This window comes from Gemmatimonadetes bacterium SCN 70-22 (genome assembly GCA_001724275.1).
Lineage (GTDB): Bacteria > Gemmatimonadota > Gemmatimonadetes > Gemmatimonadales > Gemmatimonadaceae > SCN-70-22.
This window is the reverse complement of record MEDZ01000045.1, coordinates 1-15,137: the sequence shown is the minus strand read 5'-3', so window position 1 is coordinate 15,137 and position 15,137 is coordinate 1. Positions and strand designations below refer to the sequence as shown.

Sequence of the window (15,137 nt, the reverse complement as noted above, 5' to 3'; positions counted from 1 at the left end):
CACCGGTCCGGCGCTACGGCACGACGACCATCCGCGCGCCGTCGAGGATCGCCCCGTCCCTTCCCTCGGCGCCCAGCAACTCGACGCGTACTGTGCGATCACCACGCGGCTTGAACTGCCAGAGCCGCATCTGGTCGCCCGTGAGCGTGTACCATCCGCGCTCGCGTGGGCCGAAGCCGCCCGGCTGGTCGGCCGTCGCCAGCACGTGCGAATACGTCCCGTCGGAGAAGAACTCCCAGGTGTGCAGGATCTTCATCTCGTCGGAGTGACTGAACCGCCGCGCGAAGGTGTTCTGCGGCTCGAAGGGAGGCGATCCCGGCGATCCGGCCGACGCCGGCCGCTCGCCCGACGCCGCCGCCCACGCCTCCATCGCCTTCTGGTTGCACAGGTCCTCCATCAGCTCCTCCCCGTGCTCCTTGTAGTACTGGGCGAGCTTGAGGTGGATGCGCGAGGCGTCGGAATAGTCGCCCTTCTTGTGCACGCGGAGGAGGAGGAAGATCTCCTTCTCCAGTTCGCTCGCTGGCGCCTTGGGGAGGCCGCCGACCTCGAAGCGCTCCAGCTCGCGCGCGGGGCGGTTTGCCTGGGCCTCGGCGACGAGTGGGAACGCCAGGGGGAGAGTCAGGGCGACGGTCAACGCGAGGAATCGGGACCGCATGGGGTCCTCCTGTCTCCGGTGGTGGGAAGACAGTAGGGGGGCGATTCGGCGGCGTCTGTCAGCGTGAGGGGGGGCATTCGGCCCTCCGTATCCGGACAGCGCCTCATGGACTCCCGTTAGGACACCCCTGCGCGCCGCGTCCGGTGCCCCCGGTCGTCGACGCAGCCGCGCTGCCGCCCTCGCGTGGGCACACCTCGGTTACCATATCGGAGCGGGCGCCGAGGCCCGGGTCGTTCGACCCACGCGCCTCACGCCGGGAGGGCGCTGATTTCCCCGTGGCGCACCGCGCCACGTTCCCTTCGCCACGCCGAATCGACCGATGGCCACGTACACTGTCTCCGTCTCCGACCTCATCCCCGCTTCGGCCGCCACGTGCTACGGCATCGTGGCGGATTACCGCGAGGGGCACCCCCTGATCGTTCCCCCGAAGGTGTTCGGCCCTCTCGTCGTCGAGGCGGGCGGCGTCGGCGCCGGGACGCGCGTGCGCTTCACGATGACGATTCTCGGCATCACGCGTGAGTTGGTCGCCGACATCACCGAGCCCGAGCCTGGACGCAAGCTCGTGGAAGTCATCGAAGAGACGGGAGCCATCACGAACTTCCTCTTCGATCCGACCCGTCCCGCTGAGACGCGCGTGACGATCGAGACGATCTTCCCCCTCGTCGCCGGCCTGCGGGGGGCCGTCGAGCGGTGGATCACGGAGCGCACGCTCCCCCGCATCTATCGCGAGGAGCTGCAACGCCTGGCGGAGGTGTGCAAGCGGCGGGGGGGCGCGACGCGTTGACGCCGTGGCGGCGAAGGGGAGGGCACCGCCAGCGGAGGGCGCTTCGGGGCGCGCCTGGCGCCTGGTCGTGCGGCTCGCGCTTCGAGGCGCGCTTGGCGCGTAGTCCTCCCGAACTGCCGCGCGATGCGTCATTCTTCGCCCCGCATGCGCATTCGACAACTCGCACCTTCCGCTCGTCGTCGCCTCGGACGGCGCGTCATCGGCGCCCTTGCCCTGGTGCTCGCCGCCTGTTCCGGCGACGACTCGCCCACCGGTCCCGGAACCACCCCCCCGCCGCCCACGCCGCGCGACACGGCCTTCACCGTCCCGGCCGTCCTTCGTGAGTTCCGGGGCGTCTGGATCGCGACGGTGGCCAACCTCGACTGGCCTTCGCGCACCACGCTGACCGCCGCCGAACAGCGCGCCGAGCTGGTTTCCCTTCTCGACCGGGCGGCGCAGCTCGGCGCCAACGCCGTGGTCTTCCAGGTGCGCGTGAACGGCGAGCGCCTGTACGCCGGCGGCACCGAACCGTGGGCCACCGCCCTCGCCGGGCGCACCGACGTGGCCCCCGGCTACGACCCGCTGCAGCTGGCGATCGACTCGGCGCGCGCCCGCGGCCTCGAGGTGCATGCCTGGTTCAACCCCTTCCGCGCCGGCAACGCCAGCGACACGGCGCGCCTCGCTCCCACGCACTTCGCCGCCCTCCGCCCCGACCTCCGGCGCATCCCGCGCGACCGCGTTACCGGCAACGGCGTCGGCCTCTGGTTCGATCCCGGCGAGCAGGACGTGCAGGACCACACCATCGCCGTCATGAACGACGTGGTGCAGCGCTACGACATCGACGCCCTCCACATCGACGATTTCTTCTATCCGTATCCGAACAGCAGCGGCGCCCTCGTCTTTCCCGACGACTCGACCTATGCCCGCTACACGCGCGGCGGCGGTACGCTGGCCAGGGGCGACTGGCGCCGCGAGAACATCAACCGCTTCGTGGAGCGGATGTACCGCGAGGTCAAGCAGCGCAAGCCGTGGGTGCGTGTCGGCATTTCGCCGTTTGGGATCTGGCGCCCGGGGTTCCCCGTCGGCGTGACGGGGCTCGACGCCTGGAACGAGCTCTACGCCGACTCGCGCCTCTGGCTGCAGCGCGGCTGGGTGGATTACCTCGCCCCGCAGCTCTACTGGGCCATCGGCTCCTCGGGGCAGCCGTTCAACGCCCTGCTGGACTGGTGGCTGGCGCAGAACACGATGGGGCGCCACGTTTGGCCCGGCCTCGCCGCCTATCGCGTGGCCGACGGGTCGGCGAGCGCGTACACGGCCAACGAGATCGTGAGCCAGGTGGCCGCGGTGCGGCAGCGGGGCGGGGCGCCGGGGACGATCCTCTTCCGCGCCGGCTCCGTCTTCGCCAACCGCGACAACCTGTTCGGCACGCTCGCGTCGGGAGCGTTCGCGACCTCCGCGCTCGCCCCGCCCCTCACCTGGATCGACGACACCCCGCCCGCCCCTCCCGCTCTCGACGTCGCGCCGGCCAGCCCCGCCGAGTGGCGGGTGACGCTCGCGTCGCCGTCGGCGGAGCCGCTGCGCTGGTGGTTCGTACGCTGGCGCACGCGCTCGTCGAGCGACGAGATCCGCTGGTTCGGCCGCCGGGTGCATGCGGCGCTCGGGACGATGCGCGTCCCTGCCGCCGTCGATGGGGCGCGGACCGACGGCATCGTGGTGCAGGCGGTGGACCTGGCGGGGAACACGAGCGCGGCGACCGTGTGGCGTGCGCCATGACGGGGCAGGGGGCGAGCCCGCGGGCTCGCCCCCTGCAGGGGGCGAGCCCGCGGGCTCGCCCCCTGCCTGATTGCACCTGCCGGTCCCGCCACACGCCGGGGGCGCCACCGCGCGCCGCCGGCGCCGTCCCTCAGAAGTTGGGGTTGGCCAGCTTCTCAGCGTCGGGAAGCGGCCAGCACCGCTGGTTCCCGTACGTGCCTCCCTTGGCATACGGCGTCCCCGCGGCCGGGACCTGCGGGAGGTTGAGCCGCTTGAGGTCGTACCAGCGGTTCCCCTGCAGGAAGAGCTCGCGATTGCGCTCCTCGGCGAGCGTCGTGGCGAACGCCGCCTCCTCCGCCGCCGTCAGCGGCGGGAGGGCGACGCCCGCGCGGGCGCGCAACGCGTTCAGGATCGAGATGCCGCTTGCCCCTCCCTGCGCCTCGGCCAGGATCAGCTGGGCCTCGATCCCCGTCGCGATCGGCGTCGGGGCGGTGAGCGACCCGTACTTGTTCTGGGTGTAGAGCGGGTTCACCTGGTCCGAGGCCAGCCGGTTGGCGTTGGTGATGCGGACGCGCGGGTCCGCGACTCCCTGCACCGTCAGGTTCCGGTACGGCGCGGCAATCGTCACCGCGAGCCCCTGGTTGTTCTGCGTGAAGACGCGGTTCTGCCGTCGCGTCGACAGCGTGTTGTGCTCCGCGTTGTACACGAACGACACGGGGACGCCCCCCGCATCGGCGGCGGCCGCCGCCTTGTTGCCGCGGTCGAGGTAGGCTCTCGCGCGCCCGACCCGCGCCAGGTTCAGCACGTTCTGGTCGTTGGCCGCCGTGGCCGCGGTGATGGCCTTGGTGAAGCGCACGACCGCCGAGTCGAAGACCTGGTCGGAGGTGAGTTCGGGGCCGACGTTGATCGTCGCCGAGCAGAAGCCCTCGCCCAGGTACAGGGTGGCATACCCGGCCATCGCCGCCGTCGTGGCGATGAAGCGCTGGCGGTTGGCGACCTGCTGGTCGGTCCATTCCTCGAGCTTCTTCGTCGCCTGGTCGTTGGTGTGGCGCGCCGTGTTGATCGGCGTGTACACCCCCAACCCTTCGCAGGAGAAGGTCGAGTAGTGGGCGTCGGTCGGGAGGACCTCGCGCCGGTCGTACGACCAGCGCGAGGCGGTCTGCGTGGCGTCCACCAGCTCACCGGCGGCAAGCCCGCCCGCCACGATGTAGGAGCCGAGTGCACATTCGAGGTCGGCCACCGAGCTGGCCACCAGGAGCGCGGCGTTGGAAGGTTGCAGGAGCCCGCTTTCCGACAGCCGCGCGGGGCTCTCGGCGCTGAGGAGCTGGTCGATCTCGTCGCTGCACGCCACCAGCGGGAGCGTGAGCAGCGCGGCGGCGGCGACGTGCCGCGCCAGGCGATAGGCGGCGCCCATCGCGCGGGACGTGCGCCCCTGGAGCGTTGAAGGCGTCATGGTCAGTAGCTCAGGCTGATGGTGGTCACGATCTGGCGAACCTGTGGCAGGACGTTCTGTTCCCACTGGCCGAAGGCCCCGCCGCGCGAGCCGCCGTTGAACGACGCCTCGGGGTCCATCCCCTTGTACCTGGTGCTCATCCCCAGGTTGCGGCCGGCGAGGGTGATCGTGGCCCGCGAGGCCCGGAAGTACGAGGCCAGGCTGTTGGGGAGCGCGTACGACGCCGAGAGCTCGCGGAAGCGGAGGAAGCTCGCGTCCTGGACCAGGTTGTACGTGTATGCCGTCCCGCCTTGCACCTCGGCGAGCGTCACGGCGTCGTAGTCCTGCGGGTAGTAGTTCTCGCGGCAGAGCGAGAACAGGTTGCAGCGCACGCGCCGGTTGCCGTCGAGCTTCTTGTAGCCGCCACGCCAGTCGACGAAGGCGTTGATGCGCAGGTTCTGCCAGAGGGTGAGCCCCGTGGTGAACGATCCCTCGTAGGTGGGGACGGAGTTGCCAAGGAAGACGCGCGGCGCGCTGGCGCACGCCACCATCCCGCCCTTGCCGTCGTCACACTGCAGGTTGATGGCCTTGTTGTTCGCATCCTTGTCGGCCTTCACCACCCGGCGATCCCACCAGGCGCCGGGGGCGTAGCCCACGACGTGCTGGATCTGGCCGGACAGCGACACGACCTTGTTGCCGCCCAGGTCCTTGATGTTGTACGAGTTGGTCGAGCCGCTGAGCGCGAGGTCGAGCGTGAGCCTTCCGCTGCGGATCGGTTGGGCCCGCACCAGCCATTCGAGGCCCTTGCGGTCCACCTGCCCGGCGTTGAAGAACTGGAGCCCGGGGAACCCGGCAGACGGCGGAGCCTGGCGTGAGAGGATCGCGTCCTTGGTGTAGCCGTTGAAATACGTGAACTCGATGCCGTAGCGGTCGTCGAACAGCCCGGCGTCGAGGCCGAGCTCCAGCTCGTAGCTCTGCTCCGGGCCGAGGTCGGGGTTGCCGGCGTTGGCGGGGGTGACCACGCCACCCACCGAGTTGTAGGTCCGGATGGCGTCGAAGGCGCCCGGCTGCAGGCCGCTCCCGCCGAAGGCACCGCGCACGCGCAGCGTGTTGACCCACGACGGGAGCTTGATCGCCGGCTCCTCGCTGAGGACGTACGAGGCGCTGAACTTCGGGTACTTCACCACCGGGTAGTTGGTCCCGAACGCCGAGTTGTCGTCGGCGCGGAGGGCCGCCGTCAGGAACAACCGGTCGTTCCAGCTCATCTGCTCCTGCAGGTAGCCGCCGATCGTGTTGTTGTCGAAGACGTCGTCCTGGTCGGTGCGCTGGATGGCGGCGGCGCGCAGCGAGATGAGCCCCGACGCCGGGAACTCCTGGCCGTAGAAGGAACGAACGGTCGAGCGGCGCGCGTAGTACTGCCCGCCCGCCGAGGAGGTGCTCGTCCAGTCACCGAAGGTGAAGGTGGCGTTGGCCGAGTAGTCGACCGTGTTGTAGGTGACGTCACGCGTCCCGATGGAGACGTACCCCTTGGTCGTCCCGCCGACGCTGGAGAACGAGGCATACTTCGCCGCCAGGTCGTCGTTCCGCTGCCCCTGGTCGTGGTTCGTCTCGGCCAGGCGGTCGAGGCCGACGATGAGGCGGTGGTTGAACCACTTCGCCGGGGAGTGGGTGATCTGCGTGCTTCCCGTGAAGCGGTCGGCGTCCTGGAAGACGTTGTACGCCTCCCAGTAGATGTTCGGCGGTCCCGACCGGAACCCTAGCTGCGGATTGCCGGGATTGCGCCCGCTGAACAGGAAGCCCGGCGACGAGAAGTAGGTGGCCCACGTGAGGCCGCCGCCGCCCGCCTCGTACGGGACGTACGTGCGCCCGGTGGTGTACCCCATCGATGACTGCACGCTCCACTTCTCGCTCGGCGTGATGGTCATGTTGGCGCGCACATTGGCCCGGTTGAGGCGGTTGGCGCGCTCGACCCCCTGGTTCTCCTCGTAGTTGCCGCCCACGAAATAGCGCACCGCGGCATTGCCGCCGCTCACGCTCGCGTTGTACTCCTGGAGGAGTCCGGTGCGGAGGATGTCGTTGCCGAACGCCGCGTGCAGCGAGTCGTTCAGCTGCGCCGGGCTCAGGGTCACCGTGTCGAGCGCGGTCGCGCTCCCGGTCAGCGGGATGGCGCCGTAGTTGGTGTAGAAGCGGTTCTTCCAGTCGGGCACCTGGTTGGCGCCGAGGCGCGTCCCGAAGCTCCACACCGGGCGCCCCGCCGCGCCGCGCTTGGTGACGATCTGCACGACGCCGTTCGACGCCTCGGTCCCGTACAGCGTGGCGGCCGCCGGCCCCTTGATGACCTCGATGCTCTCGATGTCATCGGGGTCGAAGTCGTTCCAGCGCGAGATCGGCGCCGATCCGAACGCCTGGCTGGTCGGCCCCGACGCCTGCGTGTTGTCCACGCGCACGCCGTCCACGTAGATGAGGGGGTCGTTGTTGAGGGAGAGCGACGAAGCCCCGCGCACCCGGATGCGCGACCCCGACCCCACCTGTCCCGAGCTCCCGATGACGCTGACGCCGGCGGCACGCCCCGTGAGCAGCTCCTGGAACGAGCGCACCGGTTGCGTGGCGACGATGTCCGCGGCGTTGACGGTCGTGACCACGTTGCCGATCGCCTTCTTCTCGGCGTTCCCGGCGGTCCCCGTCACGACGACCTGGCTCAGCTCGAGCGCGCGCTCGACGATGCCGATGCGGAGCTCCACGTCGCCCACGCGCGCGCGGCGCGTCGCGGCCTGGAAGCCGATGCGGCGGATCGACAGCGTGACGCTGTCACCCGAAAGCCCGCCGATGCGGAAGCGGCCGTTGGCGTCGGTCGTCGTCCCCGTGGCGGTGCCGGCCACGAAGACCTGCGTACCGGGGACGGGGGCGCCGCTGGCGGCGCTCACCACGACACCGCCCACCGTTCCCTGCTGTGCGGCGAGTGGGGCGGCGAGCGCCGCGAGGAGCGTGAACGAGGCGAGCGTGTTCCTGGCGCGCCGGCGCGCCTCGCCTGTCACAGGCGCGGGGGCCGGAGCGCGACTCTGGAGGGACCGACGGAGAGTAGGCATACGCGAGTCGGTTGGAATGGTGGAGATCGCATTGCAGCTGCCGAAAACGCCGCGGGGCGACGGCAACGCGCGAGCCGCCGGGATGGGGCGCACGCATCGCTAGCGTAAGGCGAGGGATGGCGCGCGGCAATAGGGAATCCGGCGCACGACCGGGCACGGCACGCTAAGCCGCTGTTAGGCACCGCACCGTCGGTGCCACGAGCGCCGCCGCGCTCGCGCATCCGTCCCGCCGCGCGACGTTCTGTCGCGCGATGTTCTGCCGCGCGATATTCTGTCACGCAATGTTCCTCGGTGCGCTGCGTCCCCGCTCGCGCCTCCCCCGTGCGATGGTCCTCGGCGCGCGGTCCAGCCCGCCAACCGCGCCGCTGCACGCATCCTGCAGTGGGAACCACCAGCGGCGTCACGCGTATTCATCTCCGTCCGCCAGGGGGGGAGCACGCCATGGTCACTACGCGCACGCTCGAGGTCGTCGAGATCCACGTCGAACCGGTCTCCGCCATCATCACCGATGTCCCCCCACGCCTCAGCGACGAGACGCTCGACGCCGCGCTGGGGCGAGGGTTCGGGAGGCTCATGGGATTCGCCCGGCGCTTCGGCCTCGCGGTGCTCGAGCACCCTCGCCTCATCCGATCGCCACGGAGTCACTCCCTCCGCCCCCCCCTCCTCGCGCTCCCGGTAGCCTTTCCCGCGCGCCCGGTGGTCCCCACCCCGACGATTCGGTTCGCCGACCTCCCGGGCACCCCCGCCTGGCGCTTCTCGCACCACGGCTCCTGTCGCGCCCTCGCCGACACCTACGCCCGCGTGGTCGAGTGGCTCGTGGCTCGCGGAATCCTCGCGACGGACGCCGACTGGGAGCGGCTCGCCCCCGTCTGGGAGGAGTACGTCTGCGACCCCGCCTCGACCCTCTTCGAGCAGGTGCTGACGTTCATCTACGTCCCGCGCCGAGGGCGGCAGGGCGCGACGGGGGGCGGCATCTGGGCCGCCTGAGCGACGCGCCGCCCCGCCGGGCGCCCGGCGGGGCGGCGGGCGCCTAACGCCGTCCGCTCCCTCCCGCCTCGCCCCTGGGGGCAACCGCCGGGCGCCGCGCCGCGACCACACCGGTCACCGGGGTCGGGGTCTGCCAGCTGGCCGCGTCGAGCGCGGCGGCCGGGGCCTGCGGAACCGCCGCGTCGCGCCGCGTCCCGCCGCGCGACAACAGGGCGGCGCCGAAGCCCGCCGTCACCGCCACGTATGTGACCAGGAGCGCCGCCAGGCGCAACGCGACCCCGGCCACCGGCACGGCGCCCAACGCCGTGGCCACCAGCCAGAGCCCCATGTACAGGCTCACGCCCAGCAGCACCGCCCGCAGCGCCCCCCCCCGTGCCGACAGGCGCGCGGCGGAACGCCCGCCGATGCTCCCCCCGGTCAGCTGCGCGACGGCGATGAACCCCAGCGTCGCCAGCCCGGCGACCGCCAGCACCATCGCCACCACCGCGAAGGGGATCAGCAAGGCGCCGATCACCGTCATCGCCAACCCCACCACCAGCACCAGGATGGCGGGGAGGATCCCCAGCTCGCCGGCGATCCCCACGAAGAACGAGCGCCAGAACGACTCCCGCAGCACGTCCACGACCCCGTCCAGGTAGCTGCTGGCGAAGACCAGGACCCCCAGGGCGATCAGGAGCATCACCCCGAACCACCCGAGGGCGAACTGGAAGGGCGAACGCTTCGTCGGCTCCAGCCCGGTGCCGCGCATGCTCGATCGGAGGCTCTCCCCCCAACGCCCGGTCATCGAGCGCATCGCCCCTCCCACCGTCCCGCCGTCCAGTGTCACGTCGCCGAAGGCGGCGATGGCGTCGCCCGTCACCCGCCCCCCACTGTGCACCACGACGTCGCCGGCGATGGCGACGGCCGTCCCCTGGATCGTCCCGCGCACCTCGAGGTCGCCCCCGGCAACCACCACCGGCCCCTCGACCGTGGTCCCTGCCGGAATCACCCGCCCACCCAGCGTGAGGCTGTCGGCGGTGGGTCGCGTGGCCGTGGCGCGCCCCGCTGGCTGCCCCGAATCGGCGGGCTGCGCCCTCGGCGCGATCGCCGCGCTCTCGACCCTTCCATCCTCCCCGGTCACGACGGTGGCCTTGGCTCCGCCGATCGTGACGACCGCCGTGTCGGTTCCGCGCTGGGCGACCAGGACGACGGGCGAGAGCGCCGCCAGCGTGAGGTGCAGCATCGCGGCGCGGCGCAACATGAAGGGACGCACGCTAGCTCCTCCGACTGCGAGAGGCAGACGCCAGCGTCTTGAGCCCGAAGGCGGTTCCGAGGATGGCGATGGCGACGACGGAGGCCGCGATCGCCACTCCGGCCATCCCGCTCGATGCGACCGTGCTGGCCGCCCCCTGGCCGACCGTCGAGACCACCGCCTCGTGCACGCCGCCGGCCACCGCCTCCCGGGTCCGCTGCCCGACGAGCGCCCCGAGGAAGAGGACGGCATCGGCGCGGTGCGCCAGCCAGACGGTGAGGGCGGTCATGGTGACGGCCATCACCCCACCGGTCCCGAAGACGACCGCCCGCCCGACCTGTGTGCGGGGGAGGGCGCGCAGGAGGTGGTCACGCAAGGTGACGTGCCACGGCTCGAAGACATGCACGCTGGCCATCACCTTCTCGGTGAAGCGCGCCGACGGGGCGATATGTGGCAGTGCCTCGAGCGCCAGCGAGACCTCGCGCTGGGCCTCGTACTCGGCACGGCACCCCGCACACTGCGCCAGGTGCGCCTTGAGCGGGGTCACGCCGAACCCCTCCTCGCCATCGAGGAGGAGATCGATCTCGTCGGGAAGTAGATGCCGGTGGTCCAAGTGAGTGCCTCCGATGGCTCTTACGCAGCGACTCGGCGAAGGGTTTCAGTCATTCCCGCACGCTCTCGAGGGCATCGCGCAGCTGATGCCGGGCGCGGTGGATGTAGGTCTTAACGGTTCCCAATGGCAGGTCGAGCGTGGCGGCGATCTCCTCGTACGACCGCCCTTCCACGTGGCGCAGCATGATGCTGGCGCGGTACTCGGGACGGAGCCCCTGGATGGCCCGCTCGATGGCGCTCCCGAGCTCGCGCGCCTCCATCTCTTCGAGCGCCGATTCCTGGCGCGCCACGACGTCGAACGACGTCGCCTCCACCTCGGCCGCCGAGAGGGCGTGTGGGGAGCCATCGATGGAGATGGTGTCCAGCTGGCGCTTGCGCAGGTAATCGATCGCCACGTTGTTGGCGATCTTGAAGAGCCAGCTCGAGAGCTTGAACTCGGGACGGTACTTGTCGATGTGGTTCAGGACCTTGATGAACGTGTCCTGGGCGAGGTCCTCGGAGGCCTCGCGGTCGCGTACCATGCGGAAGATCAGGGAGAAGACCGGGCGCTCGTACCGGCGCACCAGTTCCCGGTAGGCCGCCTCGCGCCCTTCCTGGGCGAGCGCGACGAGATCGGCGTCTGGGAGGTTGCGTAGGTCGAGGAGGGCGGCCATCTCGGGGGGTGCGCGACGCGCCGCGGGAACCCGCACTCCGCTCGCGAAGTTGGGAAGCTATCGAGTGCGCCCAACCCGGTCTAGGACATGCGCTTGCCCGGGGTACGGCGTCCACTCAACTTACGGCCCTCATGACCTCGACCGATCTCGATGCGGCAGAGGCGCGCGCCGCCGCCGAGGGTGGCGCCGTCAAGCGTGCCTACGTCCGCCGCATCTTCTCGGAGATCGCCCCGCGCTACGATCTCCTCAATCACCTCCTGAGCTTCAACATCGACAAGCGGTGGCGCACGGCGGCCATTCGCGAGTTGGGGTGGACGCGCGCGCCGGAGGGGAGTTACCTCGACCTGTGCGCGGGGACGCTCGACGTGGGGACGCAGCTCGTCCGCGTGCCGGGCTTTCGCGGCTTCGTGCTCGGGACCGACTTCGCCCTCCCGATGCTGCGGGCCGGGGCGGGGAAGGCGCCCCGCACGGCGCTGGCCGCGGTCAACGGCGATGCGCTCGAACTCCCCTATCGCGCCGAGGCGCTGGACGGCGCCATCGTCGCCTTCGGGATCCGCAACCTCGCCGACCTCGGGGCCGGGCTCCGCGAGGTGCACCGCGTCCTGAGGCCCGGGGCCCGCTTCGTGATCCTCGAGTTCTCCACGCCGCGGAGCGCCGTGGTGCGCGCCGCCTATCACGCCTATTTCCACCACGTCCTGCCATGGATCGGCGGGGTGATCAGCGGCCACCGGACCGCCTACGCGTACCTCCCGCGGTCGGTCGCCAACTTTCCCGTGCAGGAGGAGCTCGCCCAGCGCATGCGCGACGCGGGCTTCACCGACGTGCGGTACCGTGACCTCACGTTCGGCGTGGCCGCCATTCATGTAGGGGTGAAATGACGACTTCCTCGATGCCGTTCGACGATCTCCAGAGCTTCATCGCGGCCCTCGACCGGGCGGGCGAGCTGGTCCGCATCTCGCATCCCGTCTCGGTCCACCTGGAGCTGTGCGAGATCGCGGACCGGGTGAGCAAGATGCCGGGCGGCGGCAAGGCCCTCCTCTTCGAGCATCCCGTCCTGCGCGACGGGACGCGGTCGGAGTACCCGGTGGCCATCAACCTCTTCGGGTCGTACCGGCGGATGGCGATGTCGTTAGGCGTGGAGACGATGGACGAGATCGGGGGCCGCATCACGCAGATGCTGGACCTCAAGGTCCCCGACGGCCTGCTCGGGAAGCTCTCCCTCCTCCCGCGCCTCCTCGAGGTCGGGAAGTTCCCGCCGCGCGTGAAGGGCGGACGGCCGCCGTGCCAGGAAGTCGTCTGGACCGGTGACCAGATCGACCTCGACCGCCTTCCGATCCTCACCTGCTGGCCCGAGGACGGCGGCCCCTTCATCACCCTCACCATGGTGACGTCGAAGGACCCGAAGCGCGGAATCCGCAACGTCGGGATGTACCGGGTGCAGCAGCTGGGGAAGGACTCGGTGGCGATGCACTGGCAGCGCCACAAGGTGGGGGCCGCCCACTGGCGCGAGATGGCGGAGAAGGGGGAGAAGATGCCGGTCTGCATCGTCGTCGGCGCCGACCCCGCGAGCGTCTATGCCGCCTCGGCGCCGCTCCCCCCCAACATCGACGAGTTCCTCTTCGCCGGCTTCCTGCGCAAGGAGCCGGTCCGCCTCGTGAAGGCGCTCACGTGCGACCTCGACGTCCCGTGGGACGCGGAGATCGTCATCGAGGGCGAGATCGACCCCGCCGAGGCGCTCGTGGTGGAGGGGCCGTTCGGGGATCACACCGGCTTCTACTCCGAGGCCGACCTCTACCCGCGCGTGCGGGTCACGGCGGTCACGATGCGGAAGAACGCGGTGTACGGCACCACCATCGTCGGACGTCCGCCCATGGAGGACTTCTACCTGGGCCACGCCACGGAGCGCATCTTCCTGCCGCTCCTCAAGCTCACGATCCCGGAGATCGTCGACTATCACATGCCCGCCGAGGGGATCTTCCACAACCTCGTCTTCGTGTCGATCGACAAGCAGTATCCCGGGCAGGCGTACAAGGTCATGAACGCCATGTGGGGACAGGGGCTGATGTCGCTGGCCAAGGTGCTGGTGATCGTCGACAAGGAGGTCGACGTGCGCAATCCGCAGGAGGCGTGGTGGGTGGCGCTCAACAACATCGATCCCGAGCGCGACACCCGTTTCACCATGGGGCCGGTCGACGTCCTCGACCACGCCTCGCGCGCCTTCACCTACGGGAGCAAGATGGGGATCGACGCCACCCGCAAGTGGCCGGAAGAGGGGTTCACGCGCAACTGGCCCAAGGTGATCGAGATGGACGAGGCGACGAAGCGGCGCGTGGACGCGATGTGGGCGAAGCTGGGGATAGACGGGCGCGGGGCCGCGGGAGACGGGCGGTGACACGCGCGCCCGCGCCGGTGCCGGTGCGCGAGGGGCAGACCTTCGAAGGGAGCACGCGGTTGGTGAAGTACGCCAACTTCGTGAAGCTCCCGCACACCGTCTTCGCCCTCCCCTTCGCCCTCGTCGGGGTCACGCTGGCGTCGTACCGGGCGCCGGTCACCTTCGCCATGCTGGGGTGGGTGGTCCTGGCCTTCACCTGCGCCCGCTTCACCGGGATGGGGTTCAACCGGATCGTGGACCGGGACATCGACAGCCGCAACCCGCGCACCTCCATGCGGGAGATCCCCAGCGGGGCGATGACGGTGCGCGAGGCGTCGGTGGCCGTGGCGGTGTCGTCGGCGCTCTTCATCTACGCCGCCTGGAGCCTCAACCCGCTCTGCGGACTGCTCGCGCCGGTCGCCCTGGCGTGGGTCTGCTTCTACTCGTACACCAAGCGCTTCACCCGCTGGTCGCACCTGGTGCTGGGTGCCGGCATGTCGATTGCGCCTGTCGGGGGCTACCTCGCGGTCACCGGGGCGTGGCCGTCGCCGTGGTGGATGCCGCTGGCCCTGTCGCTGGCGGTGACCACGTGGGGAGGCGGCTTCGACATCCTCTACGCCCTGCAGGACGAGGCCTTCGACCGCCAGCACGGGCTCCACTCGATCCCGGTCGCCCTCGGCGCCCGCCGCGCGATTGCCCTGTCGCGGGGGTTGCACCTGACGACCGTCCTCGCGCTCGCCCTGGTCGGCGTCGTCACCGACGGCGCCCTGCTGTATGGTGCCGCCGTCCTGACCGTCGCCGCCCTCCTCCTCTACGAGCACTCCCTCGTCACCCCCGGCGACCTCTCGAAGCTCGATGCCGCCTTCTTCACCATGAACGGCGTCATCAGCATCGTCTTCTTCCTCATCGTGCTGCTGGAACGCGTGCTCCACGCCTATCACGCGGGCCCGACGCTGGGATTCGGCCGGTGAACGCGGCGCCTCCCATCGTCCTCGCCGTCACCGGCGCGTCCGGCGCCCCCTACGCCGTCCGCCTCCTCGAGTCGCTGGTGGCGGCCCGGCGACGCGTCTGGCTCGTCGTCTCCGGCCACGGCTTCCGCCTCCTCCACACCGAGCTGGGGCTGGCCGACCTCGCCGCCCTCCGCGCCCACGTCGGCGCGGAGGCCTTCGACCGCTGGGTCACGTACTTCGACGACAAGGACCGGGGCGCCTCGCCCGCCTCGGGGTCGACACGGATGCACGGCATGGTCATCTGTCCCTGCTCCATGGGGACCATCGCGTCCATCGCGCAAGGGACGTCGCGCTCGCTCGTGGAGCGCGCCGCCGACGTCATGCTCAAGGAGCGCCGCCGCCTCATCGTCGTCCCCCGGGAGACGCCCTACAGCGCGATCCACCTCGAGAACATGCTCCGCCTCACCCAGGCGGGCGGGGTGGTGATGCCGGCCTCGCCCGGCTTCTACCACCAGCCCCACGGGATCGACGACCTCGTCAACTTCGTGGTCGCCCGCATCCTCGATCACCTGGACGTCGAGCACGCACTCGTCAGGCGCTGGGGCGGCGAGCCGGACGCCCTCAATGCCTGAGCGGAGGGCGCCC

Annotated in this window: 13 protein-coding genes; 7 read left to right on the top strand and 6 right to left on the bottom strand. The window is 70.7% G+C overall.

Annotated elements, in window-relative coordinates; all coding sequences use genetic code 11:
- Positions 1-13: 13 nt before the first annotated feature.
- A complete protein-coding gene (locus tag ABS52_16790) occupies positions 14-655 on the bottom strand; it encodes a hypothetical protein (protein ID ODT01402.1) in 642 nt (213 codons plus the stop codon).
- Between the two features lie 319 nt (positions 656-974).
- Between ABS52_16790 and ABS52_16785 the strand changes: the two genes are divergently transcribed.
- Entirely contained in the window at positions 975-1,439 is a 465-nt protein-coding gene (locus ABS52_16785) for a hypothetical protein (GenBank protein ID ODT01401.1), read from the top strand.
- 144 nt (positions 1,440-1,583) lie between these two features.
- Positions 1,584-3,191, top strand: coding sequence for a hypothetical protein (locus tag ABS52_16780; protein ID ODT01400.1), 1,608 nt, complete (start codon positions 1,584-1,586; stop codon positions 3,189-3,191).
- A 130-nt stretch (positions 3,192-3,321) separates the two neighbouring features.
- Here the strand turns inward: ABS52_16780 and ABS52_16775 are convergent, their stop codons facing one another.
- Together ABS52_16775 and ABS52_16770 are read right to left on the bottom strand one after the other, a co-directional pair.
- A complete protein-coding gene (locus ABS52_16775) occupies positions 3,322-4,584 on the bottom strand; it encodes a hypothetical protein (protein ID ODT01399.1) in 1,263 nt (420 codons plus the stop codon).
- 41 nt (positions 4,585-4,625) lie between these two features.
- Positions 4,626-7,637, bottom strand: a complete 3,012-nt coding sequence (locus ABS52_16770; GenBank protein ID ODT01398.1) for a hypothetical protein — start codon at positions 7,635-7,637, stop codon at positions 4,626-4,628.
- Positions 7,638-8,129: 492 nt separating this feature from the next.
- Between ABS52_16770 and ABS52_16765 the strand changes: the two genes are divergently transcribed.
- A complete protein-coding gene (locus ABS52_16765; protein ID ODT01397.1) occupies positions 8,130-8,675 on the top strand; it encodes a hypothetical protein in 546 nt (181 codons plus the stop codon).
- Positions 8,676-8,718: 43 nt separating this feature from the next.
- Here ABS52_16765 and ABS52_16760 read toward each other — a convergent pair whose 3' ends face one another.
- From ABS52_16760 to ABS52_16750, 3 genes are read right to left on the bottom strand one after another with little or no spacing between them, the layout of a single operon-like run.
- Positions 8,719-9,927: a hypothetical protein gene (locus tag ABS52_16760; GenBank protein ODT01396.1), complete on the bottom strand. Its 1,209-nt coding sequence runs from the start codon at positions 9,925-9,927 to the stop codon at positions 8,719-8,721.
- A 1-nt stretch (position 9,928) separates the two neighbouring features.
- Entirely contained in the window at positions 9,929-10,519 is a 591-nt protein-coding gene (locus ABS52_16755; GenBank protein ID ODT01395.1) for a hypothetical protein, read from the bottom strand.
- Between the two features lie 49 nt (positions 10,520-10,568).
- The gene (locus ABS52_16750) at positions 10,569-11,171 is read right to left on the bottom strand and encodes a hypothetical protein (GenBank protein ID ODT01394.1); all 603 of its coding nucleotides are present in this window, start codon (positions 11,169-11,171) and stop codon (positions 10,569-10,571) included.
- Positions 11,172-11,383: 212 nt separating this feature from the next.
- On the opposite strand from ABS52_16750, the gene ABS52_16745 reads away from it, so the two are divergent.
- The 4 genes from ABS52_16745 to ABS52_16730 are packed head-to-tail and all read left to right on the top strand — an operon-like array spanning position 11,384 to position 15,124.
- Entirely contained in the window at positions 11,384-12,049 is a 666-nt protein-coding gene (locus ABS52_16745) for a hypothetical protein (GenBank protein ODT01421.1), read from the top strand.
- 11 nt (positions 12,050-12,060) lie between these two features.
- Positions 12,061-13,563 carry a menaquinone biosynthesis decarboxylase gene (locus tag ABS52_16740; GenBank protein ODT01393.1) on the top strand — a complete coding sequence of 501 codons (1,503 nt, stop codon included), beginning with the start codon at positions 12,061-12,063 and terminating at the stop codon, positions 13,561-13,563.
- A gap of 59 nt (positions 13,564-13,622) precedes the next feature.
- Positions 13,623-14,513, top strand: a complete 891-nt coding sequence (locus tag ABS52_16735; protein ID ODT01420.1) for a hypothetical protein — start codon at positions 13,623-13,625, stop codon at positions 14,511-14,513.
- On the top strand, positions 14,510-15,124 hold the full coding sequence (locus ABS52_16730) for an aromatic acid decarboxylase (GenBank protein ODT01392.1): 615 nt from the start codon (positions 14,510-14,512) through the stop codon (positions 15,122-15,124). The genes ABS52_16735 and ABS52_16730 overlap by 4 nt, the downstream gene beginning before the upstream one ends.
- Positions 15,125-15,137: the final 13 nt, after the last annotated feature.